Annotated in this window: 12 protein-coding genes; 6 read left to right on the forward strand and 6 right to left on the reverse strand. The window is 63.5% G+C overall.

The genetic code is table 11. From position 1 onward, the window contains the following. Positions 1 to 25: 25 nt before the first annotated feature. Positions 26 to 406, forward strand: coding sequence for a hypothetical protein (locus GTK01_RS05445; protein ID WP_252924852.1), 381 nt, complete (start codon positions 26 to 28; stop codon positions 404 to 406). Positions 407 to 412: 6 nt separating this feature from the next. On the opposite strand, the gene GTK01_RS05450 is transcribed toward GTK01_RS05445, so the two are convergent. Next, the gene (locus tag GTK01_RS05450; protein ID WP_252924853.1) at positions 413 to 1,186 is read right to left on the reverse strand and encodes a gamma-glutamyl-gamma-aminobutyrate hydrolase family protein; all 774 of its coding nucleotides are present in this window, start codon (positions 1,184 to 1,186) and stop codon (positions 413 to 415) included. Between the two features lie 287 nt (positions 1,187 to 1,473). On the opposite strand from GTK01_RS05450, the gene GTK01_RS05455 reads away from it, so the two are divergent. Further along, on the forward strand, positions 1,474 to 2,571 hold the full coding sequence (locus tag GTK01_RS05455; RefSeq protein WP_252924854.1) for a TRAP transporter substrate-binding protein: 1,098 nt from the start codon (positions 1,474 to 1,476) through the stop codon (positions 2,569 to 2,571). A gap of 75 nt (positions 2,572 to 2,646) precedes the next feature. Here the strand turns inward: GTK01_RS05455 and GTK01_RS05460 are convergent, their stop codons facing one another. The 3 genes from GTK01_RS05460 to GTK01_RS05470 are packed head-to-tail and all read right to left on the reverse strand — an operon-like array spanning position 2,647 to position 5,281. Next, positions 2,647 to 3,297, reverse strand: coding sequence for an exopolysaccharide biosynthesis protein (locus GTK01_RS05460; protein WP_252924855.1), 651 nt, complete (start codon positions 3,295 to 3,297; stop codon positions 2,647 to 2,649). A 5-nt stretch (positions 3,298 to 3,302) separates the two neighbouring features. Further along, positions 3,303 to 4,694, reverse strand: a complete 1,392-nt coding sequence (locus GTK01_RS05465) for a TRAP transporter large permease subunit (RefSeq protein WP_252924856.1) — start codon at positions 4,692 to 4,694, stop codon at positions 3,303 to 3,305. Next, a complete protein-coding gene (locus GTK01_RS05470; protein WP_252924857.1) occupies positions 4,694 to 5,281 on the reverse strand; it encodes a TRAP transporter small permease subunit in 588 nt (195 codons plus the stop codon). The genes GTK01_RS05465 and GTK01_RS05470 overlap by 1 nt, the downstream gene beginning before the upstream one ends. Positions 5,282 to 5,678: 397 nt before the next feature. Here GTK01_RS05470 and GTK01_RS05475 point away from each other — a divergent pair, with 397 nt between their 5' ends. Beyond that, the gene (locus GTK01_RS05475; RefSeq protein WP_252924858.1) at positions 5,679 to 9,149 is read left to right on the forward strand and encodes an indolepyruvate ferredoxin oxidoreductase family protein; all 3,471 of its coding nucleotides are present in this window, start codon (positions 5,679 to 5,681) and stop codon (positions 9,147 to 9,149) included. 77 nt (positions 9,150 to 9,226) lie between these two features. Then, on the forward strand, positions 9,227 to 11,527 hold the full coding sequence (locus GTK01_RS05480; RefSeq protein ID WP_252924859.1) for a bifunctional diguanylate cyclase/phosphodiesterase: 2,301 nt from the start codon (positions 9,227 to 9,229) through the stop codon (positions 11,525 to 11,527). 1 nt (position 11,528) lies between these two features. Here GTK01_RS05480 and GTK01_RS05485 read toward each other — a convergent pair whose 3' ends face one another. Continuing rightward, positions 11,529 to 12,488 (reverse strand): alpha/beta fold hydrolase, encoded by a 960-nt coding sequence (locus tag GTK01_RS05485; RefSeq protein ID WP_252924860.1) that lies wholly within the window; start codon positions 12,486 to 12,488, stop codon positions 11,529 to 11,531. A gap of 411 nt (positions 12,489 to 12,899) precedes the next feature. Between GTK01_RS05485 and GTK01_RS05490 the strand changes: the two genes are divergently transcribed. Beyond that, complete coding sequence (locus tag GTK01_RS05490; RefSeq protein WP_252924861.1) at positions 12,900 to 13,364, forward strand: Hsp20 family protein; 465 nt, start codon at positions 12,900 to 12,902, stop codon at positions 13,362 to 13,364. 162 nt (positions 13,365 to 13,526) lie between these two features. Beyond that, positions 13,527 to 13,661: a hypothetical protein gene (locus GTK01_RS20960; protein WP_256483586.1), complete on the forward strand. Its 135-nt coding sequence runs from the start codon at positions 13,527 to 13,529 to the stop codon at positions 13,659 to 13,661. A 12-nt stretch (positions 13,662 to 13,673) separates the two neighbouring features. On the opposite strand, the gene GTK01_RS05495 is transcribed toward GTK01_RS20960, so the two are convergent. Further along, positions 13,674 to 14,717, reverse strand: a complete 1,044-nt coding sequence (locus GTK01_RS05495) for a low specificity L-threonine aldolase (protein WP_252924862.1) — start codon at positions 14,715 to 14,717, stop codon at positions 13,674 to 13,676. Positions 14,718 to 15,194 lie beyond the last annotated feature (477 nt).

Consider the following 15,194-nt stretch of genomic DNA (forward strand, 5'->3'; position numbering starts at 1 on the left):
CGGGGAGGCGACACGGAGTGACCACATGAAGACCACCATTGCCGCTCTCATCGGAACGACTGCGCTGATTGCCACTCTGTCGCACGGCATGCAGGAAAATGCGGGCGCCGCTCGCGCGCAAGCGGACAACCCCGGAGACTTCATACTCATTTCCGGCGATTTCGAATGCCGGATCAGCCAGGGCGCCGTGCGCGAGAAGATTGCGCGCCTCGATCTGGATTCGACCTGTGCCGGTTCGGCCAGCCCTGCCGCGCAGGTGGCGATGATCGAGCAGAACGACGACGGAACGATCGACCTTCTGGGCCGGGACGGTACCGCCGTTGTGCGCTTTGCCGCCGCCGAAGGCGACACGCACATCTCCTACGAGCCGCAGTCACCGCTCATCCGCCTCGTCGCCGTCGACTGACCGACGTTACGCCGCTGCGTGGGAAAGACCCGCGCGGCGTGCTTCATGGGCGCGCACAGCGTCGCCGAAAGCCTCGAAAATCTGCGCGGATGCGCGATCCTTCGCCGCCCAATATTCCGGATGCCACTGGACGCCGACGGCGAATGCCTTCGCGTCGATGACCGAGACGGCTTCAATCGTGCCGTCCTCGGCCACTGCCTCGGCCTGCAACCGCGGCGCGATGTTACCGATCGCCTGGCGGTGAACCGAATTGACCTGGATTTCGCGCGGGCCGAAGATGCCTGCGAGACACGAGCCTTCCTTGATGCGCACGGGCTGGCGGATCGCGAAACGCTCGTCTTGGCTGTCGCTTTGCGGCGCGCGGTGGTCCCACATCCCTTCGCCGTCCTGGATTTCGGTTGCCAGCGAGCCGCCGAGCGCCACGTTGAGTTCCTGGATGCCGCGGCAGATTGCGAGCAGCGGCACGCCGCGTTCGATCGCCTTGCGGATCAGCGGCATGGTCGTGGCGTCGCGCGCGGCGTCATAAGGACCGTTGGCTTCCGACGCGTCGCCACCATAGAGCGAGGGATGAACATTCGACTTCGAGCCGGTCAGCATGACGCCGTCGACCCGATTCAAAAGCGCGTCGTAGTCGATCCGGTCGCCGAAAGCGGGAACCATCATCGGCAGCACACCGGCTTGCGAGAGCGCCGCCTCGAGATATTGATGCGGGGCAGCGTGCCAAGTGTAGTTCTCGAACTGGCGGATGTCTGTCGAGACGGCGACGAGCGGCTGGGTCATATGGCGAAAGGTCCGTTGAATCTGGATGGACAAGGTTTAGCGCGAAATGGCGCGCGGTCCAAGCGGGCGCGATCTGGAGAGACACGCCGCCATGCCTCTCCAGGCGGCAGTTTTGCGCAGTTGGGGCGAGGCGTTAGGGACGTCCGCACGAGGCGCTGATCCGCGCTGGACTTGGGGGAAGGCGCGTGTATTTATACGCCCCGGCCTCGGGGGGAGGACGCGCGATGACGCCACGTCGGATTCCCGAACACCGGTATTTTTGAGGTCCGTATATGGGAGGTTTTCTTATGGATCGTCGTTCCTTTATCACCAAGGCAGGCTTTGCCGGCGTCGGCGCTGTCGCCGCGTCCACGCTTGCCGCTCCCGCCATCGCGCAGGGCAACCAGACCTGGCGCATGGTTACGACCTGGCCGAAGAACTTCCCGGGTCTCGGCGTCGGCGCTCAGCGCCTTGCGGATCGCATCACCGCCATGTCGGGCGGCCGCCTGACGATCCAGCTCTACGCCGCCGGCGAGCTCGTGCCGCCGCTGCAGGCGCTCGATGCCGTTATCGACGGTTCGGCCGAGATGAGCCACGGCGCAGCCTATTACTGGCAGAACAAGTCGACGGCCTTGTCCTTCTTCACCGGCGTTCCCTATGGCATGACCTCGCGCGAACTGACCGCGTGGGTCCACTACCTCGGCGGTCAGGAAATCTGGGACGAGATTTACGACCAGTTCGGCGTCCAGGGCTTCATGTCGGGCGACACCGGCACGCAGGCCGGCGGCTGGTTCCGCAACGAACTGACCGGCGTTTCCGACATTCAGGGCTTGCGCTTCCGTACGCCCGGCCTCGGCGGCCAGGTGTGGGAAAAGCTCGGCGCCTCGGTCACCAACATGGCGGCGGGCGAAATCTTCCAGGCGCTCCAGTCCGGCACGCTCGATGCGGCTGAGTTCGTTGGTCCGTACAACGACCTGGCGCTCGGCTTCCACCAGATCGCCAAGAACTACTACTTCCCGTCCTTCATCGAGCCGGGCCTGGCGACCGAGTGTGTCGTCGACAAGGCGAAGTTCCAGGAGCTGCCGGACGACCTCCAGGCGATCATCAAGGGTGCCTGCGCTGCCGAGTACGACTACGTCGCGGCCGACTTCGCGGCCAACGATCCGCGCGCGCTGCAGACGCTCGTCAACGACCATGGCGTTCAGATCAGGCAGTTCCCCGAGGAGATTCTCGAGGCCGGTGCGAACGCGGCCAAGGAGATCATGCAGGGCCTGCTCGATTCGAGCGATGCGCTGACCAAGAAGACTGCCGAAAGCTTCGTCTCCGCGCTCAACATCGTGCGCCATAAGACCGAAGGCACGGACTCGCTCTATATCCAGGCGCGCGAGAAGTACTTCCAGATCTGATCGCGATTGATCGGTTCAGGCAAAAAAGGCCCGGGAGCGATTCCGGGCCTTTCCTTTTGTCCTTTCTCAGGAGGATCAGCCGCTGAAGAAACCGCTCAGGCCGCGTCCTGCGGCAAAGGCACCATAGGCGAGGATCGAGAAGTAGATGATCGTCGCGACGAGCATGCCATAACCGGCCAGAACCACGACGCCGTCGCGCTGGGCCATGCCGACCGACAGGAAGAGAATAGCGAAAGCCGGCAGCGTGTTCGAGAAGGGCACGAGGCCGAGCGGGAACATCAGAAGAATGCCGCAGGCAAGGATCGCAAGCCCATTCACGCGGTTGGCGAAGGACGAGCCGGTGATTGCGACCGCGCGCTCGCGCACGACGTTTTCCACGCGGTCGACGATCGAGAGGCTGCGGGTCAGCACGCCCTTCAGCTTGTCGGCACTTAGTGGCCGGTCCATGATCCGGTCGGGAAGCCAAGGTTTGCGGTTGGCGACGATGCCCACCGCAAGAAAGATGATTGCCAGGCCGAAAGCCGTGCTTACTCCTGGGATCGAGACCGGCAGGAGGAAGGGCAGTGTCAGCACGGCGCACAAGATCAGCGGACCGTGATCGCCGATATTGTGGAGAAGCTCGCGAAGGGTCACGTGACCGTCCGCGAGCCCGTCCATCGTGCGTTCCAGCGCGGTCCGAATCGTTTCGGACCGCTCCGGATAGGCGAATGCGTCTTCGTTGATCATCGGCCTCAGCTATAGAGGAACCGTGGCAGCCAGGTGGCGATCCCCGGGAAGAGGAAGAGAAGCGCCAGAGCCAGGATCTGCAGGCCGACGAACGGAATGACGCCCTTGTAGATCATGCCGGTGGTGACCGTCCTCGGCGCCACGCCGCGCAGGTAGAAGAGCGCGAAGCCGAAAGGCGGCGTTAGGAACGAAGTCTGCAGGTTCACGCCCACCATCACACCCAGCCACACCGGATCGACGCCCAGGTTGAGCAGGATCGGCGCCGTGATGGGGATCACGATGAAAATGATCTCGAACGTGTCCAGGATGAAGCCGAGCAGGAACATGATCGCCATCACGACGATGACGGGCCCGATCACGCCGCCCGGCAGGTTCGACAAGAACTCGTGCACGAGATTGTCGCCGCCCATCAGGCGGAAGACGATCGAGAACACAGAGGCGCCGAAAAGGATGATGAACACCATGGACGTGATCGTCGCGGTCGAGATCACCGCCTCGCGCAGAACCCGAAGCGACAGGCGCCAGCGCAGCGCGGCGAGGACCATCGCGCCGACCGCGCCGACCGAGGCGGCTTCCGTCGGCGTCGCGACACCGCCGAGGATCGAGCCCAGAACGGCAATGATCAGGGCCAGCGGCGGGATCAGCGCCACCGCGACCTCGCGGGCGAGATGCTTCTTCTCCTCAGGAGGAACGGGCGTCGCGGGGCAGGATTCGGGGTCGAAGACCGCCTTGAAGATCATCCAGCCAAGATAAAGACCGACGAGCAAAATGCCGGGCAGCAGCGCGCCGGCGAAAAGGTCGCCGACCGACACCGGGGAGGGCGCGAAATTGCCCTTGGCCATCTGCACCTGCGCGTTGATACCGGACAGCATGTCTCCCATGAAGATCAGCACGGTCGAAGGCGGGATGATCTGGCCGAGCGTGCCCGAGGCGCAGATGACGCCCGAGGCAAGGCGCGGGTCGTAGCCGGCGCGCAGCATCGCCGGCAGCGAGATCAGGCCCATGGTGACGACGGTGGCGCCAACGACGCCGGTCGAGGCGGCGAGCATCGCGCCGACGAGAATGACCGAGATGCCAAGGCCCCCACGCATGTTGCCGAACAGTTTGCCCATGGTCAGGAGAAGCTGCTCGGCGATCTTCGAGCGCTCGAGCATGACGCCCATGAAGATGAAGAGCGGGACGGCAACCAGCACTTCATTGGTCATGAAGCCGATGTAGCGGTTGGCGAGCGAGCCGAAATTCGACGGATCGAAGACGCCGAACCACATGCCGACGGCACCGAACATCAGCGAAACGCCGGCGAGGGTGAACGCAACCGGGAAGCCCAGCATCAAAAAGCCGATGATCCCGAAGAACATCAGGCCGGCGAGGATCTCGCCGAGAAGTACGAGATCCATCAGTGGGCGCTCCCGTCGGATTCATAACGCAGTTCAACGGGGAGAAGGTGTTCGCTTCGCCCAAGCACGAGAATCGATCGCATCAGCATTGCAATGCCTTGCAACGCAATGAGCGCCGCGAAAGCGATGATGAAGGATTTCAGCACAAACAGTCCCGGCATGCCGCCCGGATTCGCCGACGCCTCGTATATGCGCCAGGAGCGCTGCACGAAGGTGATCCCGTAGACATAGACGATGAAGCAGAAGGGCAGCAGGAAAAGCAGGACCCCTATGATGTCGATGATCGCCTTGGTGCGGGTCGTGGCCGGGCGGTAGAAAATGTCAACGCGCACGTGGTCGTTGCGCAAAAGCGCGAAGCCGGCGACGGCGGTGAACATCGCGCCGTTCAGCCAGACGTAGAGATCCTGCATCCAGAGCTGAGTCGTGGAAAAGAGGTAGCGCTGCACCACGACGGTGAAACAGACCAGCACGATCGCCAGCGCCAACCAGGAAAACACGTTTCCAACCAGGCGGTTGATACCGCTGATGAAACGAACCAGAGCCGCTAAGACTCGCATTTCAAGCTCCTCCCAGGCCACGGACTGCACGGGCGTGCGGCCCTTTCGCGCCAAATGCGTGAGCGTGGAACATCAGGCTCCCCCCGATTTTTGTACCGGCTCCCTCTAGTGGAGTGTTGTGCCGGCTTTCTCGTTCCCGAAAACTGTCAGAACATGCGCTGCTGCGAAGACCCAAACCGGCCACCGCCGCTTGTCGCGGCGCGTCCTCTAACAGCTTTGCTGGTGCAAACAAAGCCCTGTCGTGACACAACCGAACGCGCGCCCTTGCATGCCGCGACACAATATTACCGTGCAATGATGCGATCGTTAACGACTATTGCTCTTTTTCATGGCCGTGGCGAAAAGGCTTTGACGGATGTCACGCTCGGCTCGAAATTGGGACAGCCAGGATGACCTTTCGGGTCGACCGAGCGGGAGGAAGCTACACATGACGCTGCACGACGTCGCGCTGAACGACAAGTACGACCTGTCCAAGGAACGCATCTTCATCTCAGGCGCACAGGCGATCGTGCGGATGCTGATGATGCAGCGCGAACGCGACCGACGAGCGGGAGTGTCCACGGCCGGCTTCGTCTCGGGCTATCGCGGCTCGCCGCTCGGTGGGCTCGACCAGCAATTGTGGAAAGCCAAGCGCGAACTGCAGCAATCCGACATCGTGTTCCAGGCCGGGCTCAACGAAGAGCTGGCGGCGACCGCTTGCTGGGGTACCCAGCAGACCGAGCTTTTGGGCGAAGGCACGCACGACGGCGTCTTCGCGCTCTGGTATGGCAAGGGGCCGGGCGTCGACCGGTCCGGCGACGTCTTCCGCCACGCCAACCTGGCGGGGACCTCGCCTCATGGCGGTGTCCTTGCGCTGATGGGCGACGACCACACGGCCGAATCCTCCACCAACGCCCATGCGACGGAGTTCCTCTTCGTCGACACGATGAGCCCGATCTTCAATCCGGCCGGCGTGCAGGAACTCGTCGACTATGGTCTCTACGGCTACGCGCTGTCGCGCTATGCCGGCGTCTGGTCGGCTATGAAGTGCGTGAAGGACAACATCGAATCGACCGCCTCGGTCGACGTCTCCCTGGACCGGCTGAACATCACGCTGCCTGAGATCGAGATGCCGCAGGGCGGGCTTTCGATCCGGCACGAGATCGACCAGATGGGGCAGGAGGCGCGGCTCCACGAGCACAAGCGCGCCGCTGCCGCCGCCTTCATCCGGGCCAATCCGCTCAACCGCATCGTCTATTCGGGCGGCTCGAGCGCCCGCCTCGGCATCATCACCGTCGGCAAGTCCTATCTGGACGTGCGCCAGGCGCTCGACGACATCGGCATCGACGAGGCGCGCGCCAACCAGCTTGGCATCCGCCTGTTCAAGGTCGCGTGTCCGTGGCCGCTCGACTACGAGCACATCAGCCAGTTCGCCGATGGTCTCGAATCGATCATCGTGGTGGAGGAAAAGCGCTCGCTGATCGAAGTGCAGATGCGCGAGAACCTCTACGGCACCGCCATGCAGCCGACCATCGTCGGCAAGAGGGACGAGCGCGGCGAGTGGCTGTTTCCGGCACGCGGCGCACTCGACCCGAACGACATCGCCATCGCCATCGGCGAACGTGTCTTGCGCACGATCGGCCATTCGGAGGAGATCGCCGCGCGCGTCGCGCAGATGCGCCAGTTCCAGGCGATGATGGCCGAGACGCAGAGCGTTTCGAGCCGCACGCCGTATTTCTGCTCGGGCTGCCCGCACAATTCCTCGACCAAGGTGCCCGAAGGCTCGATCGCCGGTGGCGGCATCGGCTGCCACTTCATGTCTCTGTGGATGGACCGCAACACCGTCGGATTCACCGCCATGGGCGGCGAGGGCGCGCAGTGGGTCGGGCAGGCGCCGTTCTCCAAGCGCGACCACATCTTCCAGAATCTCGGCGACGGCACCTACAATCATTCCGGCTCGCTGGCGCTGCGCTTCGCGCTCGCCTCCGATGCCAACATCACCTACAAGATTCTCTACAACGACGCCGTCGCGATGACCGGCGGGCAGCCGCACGAAGGCGGGCTGACCGTCGACATGATCGCGAACCAGGTGCGCGGCGAGGGTGTCGAGCGCATCGCTATCGTCACCGACGAGCCGGACAAATATGGCGGCCGCGTCCAGTTTCCCGCCGGGGCGACGATTCATCACCGCGACGACCTCGACGCCGTCCAGCGCGAACTGCGCGAGATCAAGGGCGTGTCGGTGCTTCTCTACGACCAGACCTGCGCGGCCGAAAAACGCCGCCGGCGCAAGCGCGGCATGTTTCCTGATCCCGACAAGCGCGTCATCATCAACGAGCTCGTCTGCGAGGGCTGCGGCGATTGCGGCGTGAAGTCGAACTGCGTCTCGGTGCAGCCGCTCGAGACCGAGTTTGGCCGCAAGCGGCGCATCGACCAGTCGTCCTGCAACAAGGACTTTTCCTGCGTCAACGGCTTCTGCCCGTCATTCGTCACCGTGCATGGAGCGAAAATTCGCAAGGCCGAAGGGCGTGCGGGCGGCGCCGATCCGCTGGAGGGCGTGCCGGATCCCGTGCTTGCGTCGGTCGAGACGGGCTGGTCCGGCATCGTCGACGGCATTGGCGGTACAGGCGTCGTCACCATCGGCGCGGTCATCGGCATGGCGGCACACCTTGAAGGCAAGGGTTGCGGCGTCATCGACATGGCGGGCCTTGCCCAGAAGGGCGGCGCGGTCTTCAGCCACATGCGCATCGCAAAAACGCCGGAGGACATCCACGCCATCCGCGTTTCGGCGGGCAAGGCGGACATGGTGCTCGGCTGCGATCTCGTCGTCTCGGGCAGCGCCAAGATCCTGTCGTCCGTGCGGGAGGGCAAGACGATCTTCGTCGGCAACACCGCCGAGGTCATGCCGGGAGACTTCACCCGTTCGGCAGACTTCTCGCTGCCGGTCGAGCGCGTCAAGCGCGCCATCAGCCGCGCCGTTGGCGAGCAGAATGCGCATTTCTTCGACGCGACCCGTGCCGCGCAGACGCTGTTCGGCAATGCGCTCGCCGCCAACATGTTCATGCTGGGGTTCGCTTACCAGCATGGCGGTCTGCCGCTTGGCGCCGAAGCGATCGAAAAGGCTATCGAGCTCAACGGTCAGGCCGTTGCGATGAACGTCCAGGCATTCCGCTGGGGCCGCCGCGCCGCGGTGAAGCCCGACGAAATCGCCGAACTCGTCGAGGCGGGCGCCTCGAAGGCGACGAAGATCAGCGAGACGCTGGACGAGATCGTGGCACGTCGTGTCGAGTTCCTCACCGACTACCAGAACGCCGCCTATGCGGACCGCTACGCCCGTCAGGTCGCGTCGATCCGCGCCGCCGAAGAGGCAGCGGTGCCAGGCTCGACCGCGCTCAGCGAGGCGGTTGCACGCAGCCTTTTCAAGCTGATGGCGATCAAGGACGAGTATGAGGTCGCTCGGCTTTACACGGACGGCAATTTCAAGCGCCAGCTCGCGCGCGAATTTTCCGACTACGAGCGTCTGGAGTTCCACCTCGCCCCGCCGATCCTCGGTCGCAAGGGCTCCGACGGCGTGGCGCGCAAGTCGAGTTTCGGGCCCTGGATGATGAAGGCATTCGGCGTTCTCGCGCGGTTCAAGAGCCTGCGCGGAACGCCGCTCGATCTCTTCGGTTACTCAGCCGAGCGCCGGCACGAACGTGAAATGCTTGCCGCCTACGAGCGCGATCTCGATCTCATCCGCTCACTCGTCGCCCCGGGCCGCATTGTCGAGGCGACGGCGCTTGCATCGCTGCCTGCGGCCATTCGCGGCTTCGGCCACGTCAAGGCGGCGAATGCGTCGAAGGCCGAGGCCGAGCGCGTCCGTCTCGTCGAGCGCCTCAAGGCTGCGCCCGCCAGCCGGCATCTTGAAGCCGCGGAATGAGGACATTCCGCGGGGCATCAATGATTGCTTAAGGGGGTTCTGACACTGTTAGGGCCGGTAGAAACCAGGACCCCGAGTTGAAGAGCGCCCGAGACTCAGTTCCACAGGATATCTATGTCGGCTTTGTCCGGTCGTTGTTCAACGATCCGGGCATCCTGCTGATCGGTGGCCTGTGCCAAGGTCTGATCGCGCTGCTGGTCTATCGCACGACCGAGAGCCCCGTCTATGCCGGCCTCGGTGTGGCGCTTTTCCTCTCGGCTTTCTATCGCTACTGGTCGATCCGCCGCGTCCAGACGACGAAGGCGATCGTCGACGTGCCTTCCGCCCGACGCGCCGAGCGGTCCTACATCGTCGGGGGCGCGATTCAGGGCGCGTGCGCCGGCGCCTTCTGCTTCACTTCGATCGTGCTCATTCCCGACGCGTTCGGCGAAATTGCCGCCGTAGCGGTCATCATGGGCGGGTCGGTCACGATCGTGGGGCGCAACTACGGCTCCAAGCGCATGGTCGCCGTGCTCGCAGTCACCGGTGTCCTGCCGATCGCGCTCGGCCTGATCCTCAAGGGCGAACTGAACTATTTCGTGCTCGGTCTCTACATCATCCCGTTCATGTTCATCATCGCCAAGATGGCCGAGAACGTGCGCACGATGCTGTTCGCGGCGATCTCGGAAGAGCGCAACTCCAAATATCTCGCACAGCGCTTCGATCGCGCGCTGAACACCATGCCGCATGGTCTCGTCATGCTGGGTCCGGACGGCAAGGCGGCGGTGGCAAACAGCCAGGCCGCAGCGGCGCTCGGCTTCGACGATGCCTCGCAACTCCAGAACAGGACGTTGAAGGCGCTGCTGCTGCGGGTCGCCGCCGGCGGCCTCCTTTCGACCTCGGACGCCAATTTCGCCGATGTCGAACTGATGAAAGCGATCCGGGAGGGGCGTGACCGCAAGCTTCTCCTCAAGCTGACCGATGGCCGGTATCTGGAATTCACGGCCCGCTCAGGCCGCGACGAACTCGGCGTGATCACCTTCGAGGAGGTGACGCAGCGCGTCGAGTCGCAAGACAAGATTCGATACATGGCGCGCTATGACGGGCTGACGGGCCTGCCCAACCGCGACTATTTCAACGAACTGGTCGCCGACGCCGTCGCTGTCGGCGACCGCCGCCGCACCATCGGCCTCGCCGTCTTCGATCTCGATGATTTCAAGACGGTCAACGATACGCTGGGGCATCCGGTCGGCGACGGACTCATCTACGCGGTCGCCGAGAAGCTGCGGCAATTTGTGAGCGAGGACATCTTTGTCAGCCGGTTCGGCGGCGACGAGTTCGCGCTCTATTTCGATGACGTGCACGATGAAGTGGCGTTTGCCGCCCGCATGAACGCGATTTTCGCTGCGCTCAAGGGCGATGTCGATGTCGCCGGCCATGCCCTTCTCATCCAGGCCTCGGCAGGCGCGGTTCTCTCTTCGGTACACAACGCCGATGTCGACGGCATGGTGGTGAAGGCGGACCTTGCGCTCTACAGGGCCAAGGAGCTCGGCAAGGCTTCCTGGCATCTCTTCGAAGACGAGATGGATCAGGCCTTCCGGCGCAAGCAGCTTCTCAAGGCAGACCTGCGCTCGGCCATTGCGGCAAAGGGTCTGCGCGTCGTCTACCAGCCGATCGTGGCGATGGACACGATGCAGATCTCGACCTGCGAGGCGCTGTGCCGCTGGGACCATCCCGAACTCGGGCCGATCTCGCCGGCGGTCTTCATTCCGCTTGCCGAAGAGATGGGCATCGTCTCCGAGATCAGCCATTTCGTGCTGGAGGCCGCGACGCTGCAATGCGCGCGCTGGCCGGATCATATCGGCGTGTCGGTCAACCTGTCGGCGAAGGATTTCCGCTCGGCCGACATCGTCGACCATGTGCGCCGCGCGCTCGACCAGAGCGGTCTTTGCCCGCGCCGCCTCGAGATCGAGGTGACCGAGACGGCGCTGCTAGACGACAAGGCGATGACGCGTCGCTACATCGAGCAGATGAAGAAGATCGGCGTGCGCATTGCGCTCGATGATTTCGGCACCGGCTATTCCTCGCTCAGCTATCTGCACACCCTGCCGCTCGACAAGATCAAGATCGACCGGTCCTTCCTCATCGACGTCACGCAGAACGAGCGCGCGCTCGAACTTCTGCGCGGCATCGTCAACATGTCGCGCCCGCTCGGCCTGACGGTGACGATCGAGGGCGTGGAGACGTTCGAGCAGTTGAAGACGCTTGCCGAGCACATCAAGCCCGACCTTCTGCAGGGCTTTCTCTTCGGCGCGGCGCTGACCGCGTCGGGCATCGAGACCATGGCGCACACGACCTGGCCCTTCGCCAAGGAACTGAAGAGCGTGCGGCGGTCCTAGTTCAGACGAGTTCGGGAATCTCGCCGGGGACAAACGCGTCGAAGGCCGCCCAGAACTGCTCGCGATACCGATCCGCTTCCTGCAATATCTCATGCCGCGCACCGTCGATGGTGACGAGCGAGGCGTCGCGCAACTGCCGCGCATATGCCTCGATGGCCGGCGTCGAGACGAGCGTGTCCGCGCCCGCCGCGACCAGAAGCGTCGGGATGCGGTGATTGCGCAGGAAGTCCCGCTCGTGGACGCGCGCAGAGGCGACCGTCGCCGCATGCACCCAGCCGACCGTCGTCGCGCCGAGCCCGAGCGCCGGATGCGCCTCGTAGATCGCCTGGTTGCGCGCAAAACGCTGCGGATCGCTGGTGACGATATTGCCCTCGAAGAGCTGCTTTGCCGGACGCCTTTGCCCGCGCGCGAGGAACATGCGGCCGAAGCCGAGCGCGGTCAAAAGGCCGGTCGCGCGGCGCAGCGTGCCCATGCTCACCGGAATGCGCTCCAGCGTCAGGAGCGGCGCGAGCAGCACCATGCGGCGGATGCGGTTGGTCAGTTTGCGTGACGCCGAGAGCGCGGTCAGCGCGCCGGTCGAATGGCCGATGAGATAGAAGGGCGCACGGCAGTCCGGCAGCACGATGTGCTCGAGAAAGCGGTCGATGTCGGCGACATGGTCGTCGAAGGAGCGGACATAGCCGCGTCGCGGATTGCGTGTCAGGCGCTGCGAGCCGCCCTGGCCGCGCCAGTCGAAAAGGGCGACGCCGAATCCGCGCTCCTGCAACTCGACGATGGTCTCGAAATACTTCTCGATCGCCTCGTTGCGGCCGGGAAAGATGAGCACCGTGCCCTTGAGCGGGCGCCCCGTCGCGGCAAAGCGCGCATAGCGCAGCTTGATGCCGCCCTTTCCCTCGAACAGGCCGGCCTGAGCATGGTCGGGGATGGGATTTCCGGCGCTGGCAAAGATCTGGTCGGTCATTGAGCCGTGATAGAAAGCGGCGCGGCCAAAGGCAAAGACTATCGAAGCGCTGGCCTTGAAAAAGGTAAGGCCGGAAGATCCTTGCGGGAGCTTCCGGCCTCTGACGAACCGGGAGGAAGGGACGTTACACCCGGTCCGGCTTCGGAGACGACCAAGTGGCTTTCAGGCCGCCTGTTCGAATTCGATGAGTGGAAGTTAGCTGTTGCGGGCTGAACGGAATCCGAAGTGTCGGTTCATATTCAGTTCATCGTTTGGGCCGGCCGCGAAAACTCTTGAAAGCGCGCACGCAAAAAACCACATCTGATCTGCGGTCGCCGATGCCGGGACCGCTGGACGTCGAACGGAAAGACCGAAGCGTTTTCCGACAGATGCTCCAATCGCAAACCATGTTGCTCAACTGGAGAACAGACCATGCGTCACGTTGATTTTTCGCCGCTCTATCGCTCGACCGTCGGCTTCGACCGCCTCTTCACGATGCTCGATTCGCTGGCTCAACCCGATAACGGCCAGTCCTATCCGCCCTACAACATCGAGCGCACGGGCGAAGACGCCTATCGCATCTCGATGGCCGTCGCAGGCTTTGCCGAGGAGGACATCTCGATCGAGGCCCATCGCAACGTCCTGACGATCAAGGGCGACAAGCCGGAGACCCAGGACGAAACGTCCGAATTCCTTCATCGCGGCATCGCCGCGCGCGCCTTCGAGCGTCGCTTCCAGCTTGCCGACCATGTCGAGGTCGTGGGCGCGCTGTTGAAGAACGGCCTGTTGCACATCGACCTGCAGCGTTCGGTGCCGGAAGAGATGAAGCCACGCAAGATCGCGATCCGGACGACGCCTGCGTCCGCGAAGCAGATCGAAGGCAACGCGGTCAACTAAGACGAGCACGCCCTGATGAACCGGCGGCGCCCTCTCGGGCGCCGCTTTGCGTTCGACGACAATCGCGTCGAGTGGCAGTGGGCATGCGCCCTTGGCCGTCAGAACCGTCCCTGACGCGATCGAACGGTGCGCCGGTGGCCTCGGCTAACCTGGTGGACGCGCATGTCGACGGCGCTCTCGACGATGACGATGCCGATCATGTCGGCACGACACCTTGGCGAAGCGCTACATCACTGGAAGAATGCCGGCATTCCTGCGCCGGCATCGAACGATCCTGGCAAAATCACCGGTCGCTGAATTGGCTCGTGATCACGCGATCAGTTTGCCGATCGCGTCGACATCCGCTTCGGTGGTGGCAAAGCTGGTCACGAACCGGCAAAGCGTCTCGTCGGCGCCGACATCCAGACCGGCGGGCGTCGGCCATGCGTAGAAGACGGCGCCCTTGTCCTTCAATTCCTCGACCAGCCCTTTGCCCAGGATCGGGAAGACCTCGTTCGCCTCTGGCGCCCATCCGAGCCGCGCATTCGGCGAGGTCGTGAAATGGCTCGCGAGCCGCATCGCCATCGCGTTCGAGTGGCGCGCCGTCCTCAGCCACAGGTCCTCGGCGAAATAGGCCTCGAACTGCGCCGCGATAAAACGCGACTTGGAAAAGAGCTGAGCGGCGCGCTTGCGCACGAAGGGAAAATCCTTCGCCTCGTCGGAATTGAAGAAGACGACCGCTTCGGCACACCAGCAGCCATTCTTGGTGCCGCCGAAGGAAAGGACGTCGACGCCGCGCTTCCAGGTCATTTCGGCCGCCGAAACATCGAGCGAGACCAATGCATTGGCAAAACGCGCGCCATCCATGTGGAGCGGGATGCCGTGCTCCTTCGCAAGGCCCGACATCGCCTCGATCTGCGCCAGCGAATAAACCGTCCCGACTTCGGTTGCCTGGGTCATCGTGAGCGCTGCAGGACGTCCGCCATGGACGAAAGCGGGCGGAAACCGGTCGATCGCAGCCTTTAGCTTTTCGATGTCCATCCGGCCGAGCGGGCCGTCCACGGCATGGAGGCGCGAACCGCCCATGAAGTATTCAGGTGCGCCGCACTCATCGGCGATCACATGTGCCTCGCGGTGGCAAAACGAGACGCCGCCGGCGCGGTCATAGGCTGTCAGGGCGAGCGAATTGGCCGCAGTGCCGGTGCCGACGAAGAAAACGGCGACCTCGCGCTCGAAAATCTCGCAAAACCGCGCTTCGACGGCCTTGTCGAGGTCGCTTGTGCCATATGCGGGCGCGAATCCGGCCGAGCGGGTGACGAGGTTGCGGGCAATGTCTGGGTGGGCGCCGGCCCAGTTGTCGGATGCGAAATACATGAAGCGTGCTATTCCCTTGAAAAGTCCGCTTCAGAAATCAGGTCGGCGGGGGACTGACAAGTGCCCCACACCGCACATGCGAAAGCCTTTTTCGAAGATTGCCGCATGGCGCCCTTTTGCGAAACAATCTTTCGTCAAACGCCTCATTTTTTTGCAGTTGCATCTTGTGCGGGCTTTTGATTTCTGTCATATGGCATTTAGGACAGCATTGCTGTCTTATTTGTGGTTTGCCGATCCGGCACCGTGCGGATTAAGATGCCGCGTGCTACCGATGTCGGCACCGCCGCTAGGCACGATGTATCGGCCATGCGCCGACCGGTCGGCAGACAGCCGTCCCGCTGGTCGGTGAACAGGCCCTTCGACATATTTGCCGCGACTGCACATTGGGTCTGCCGCACGGTGGGCCTGGAGGACGAGACGACCGCCCGGATTTCGGGCTCGACGGAGAGACGATCATGAGCGAGAAGACGCAAGCTG

Source organism: Aliihoeflea sp. 40Bstr573 (assembly GCF_024105655.1).
Classification (GTDB): Bacteria; Pseudomonadota; Alphaproteobacteria; order Rhizobiales; family Rhizobiaceae; genus Aliihoeflea.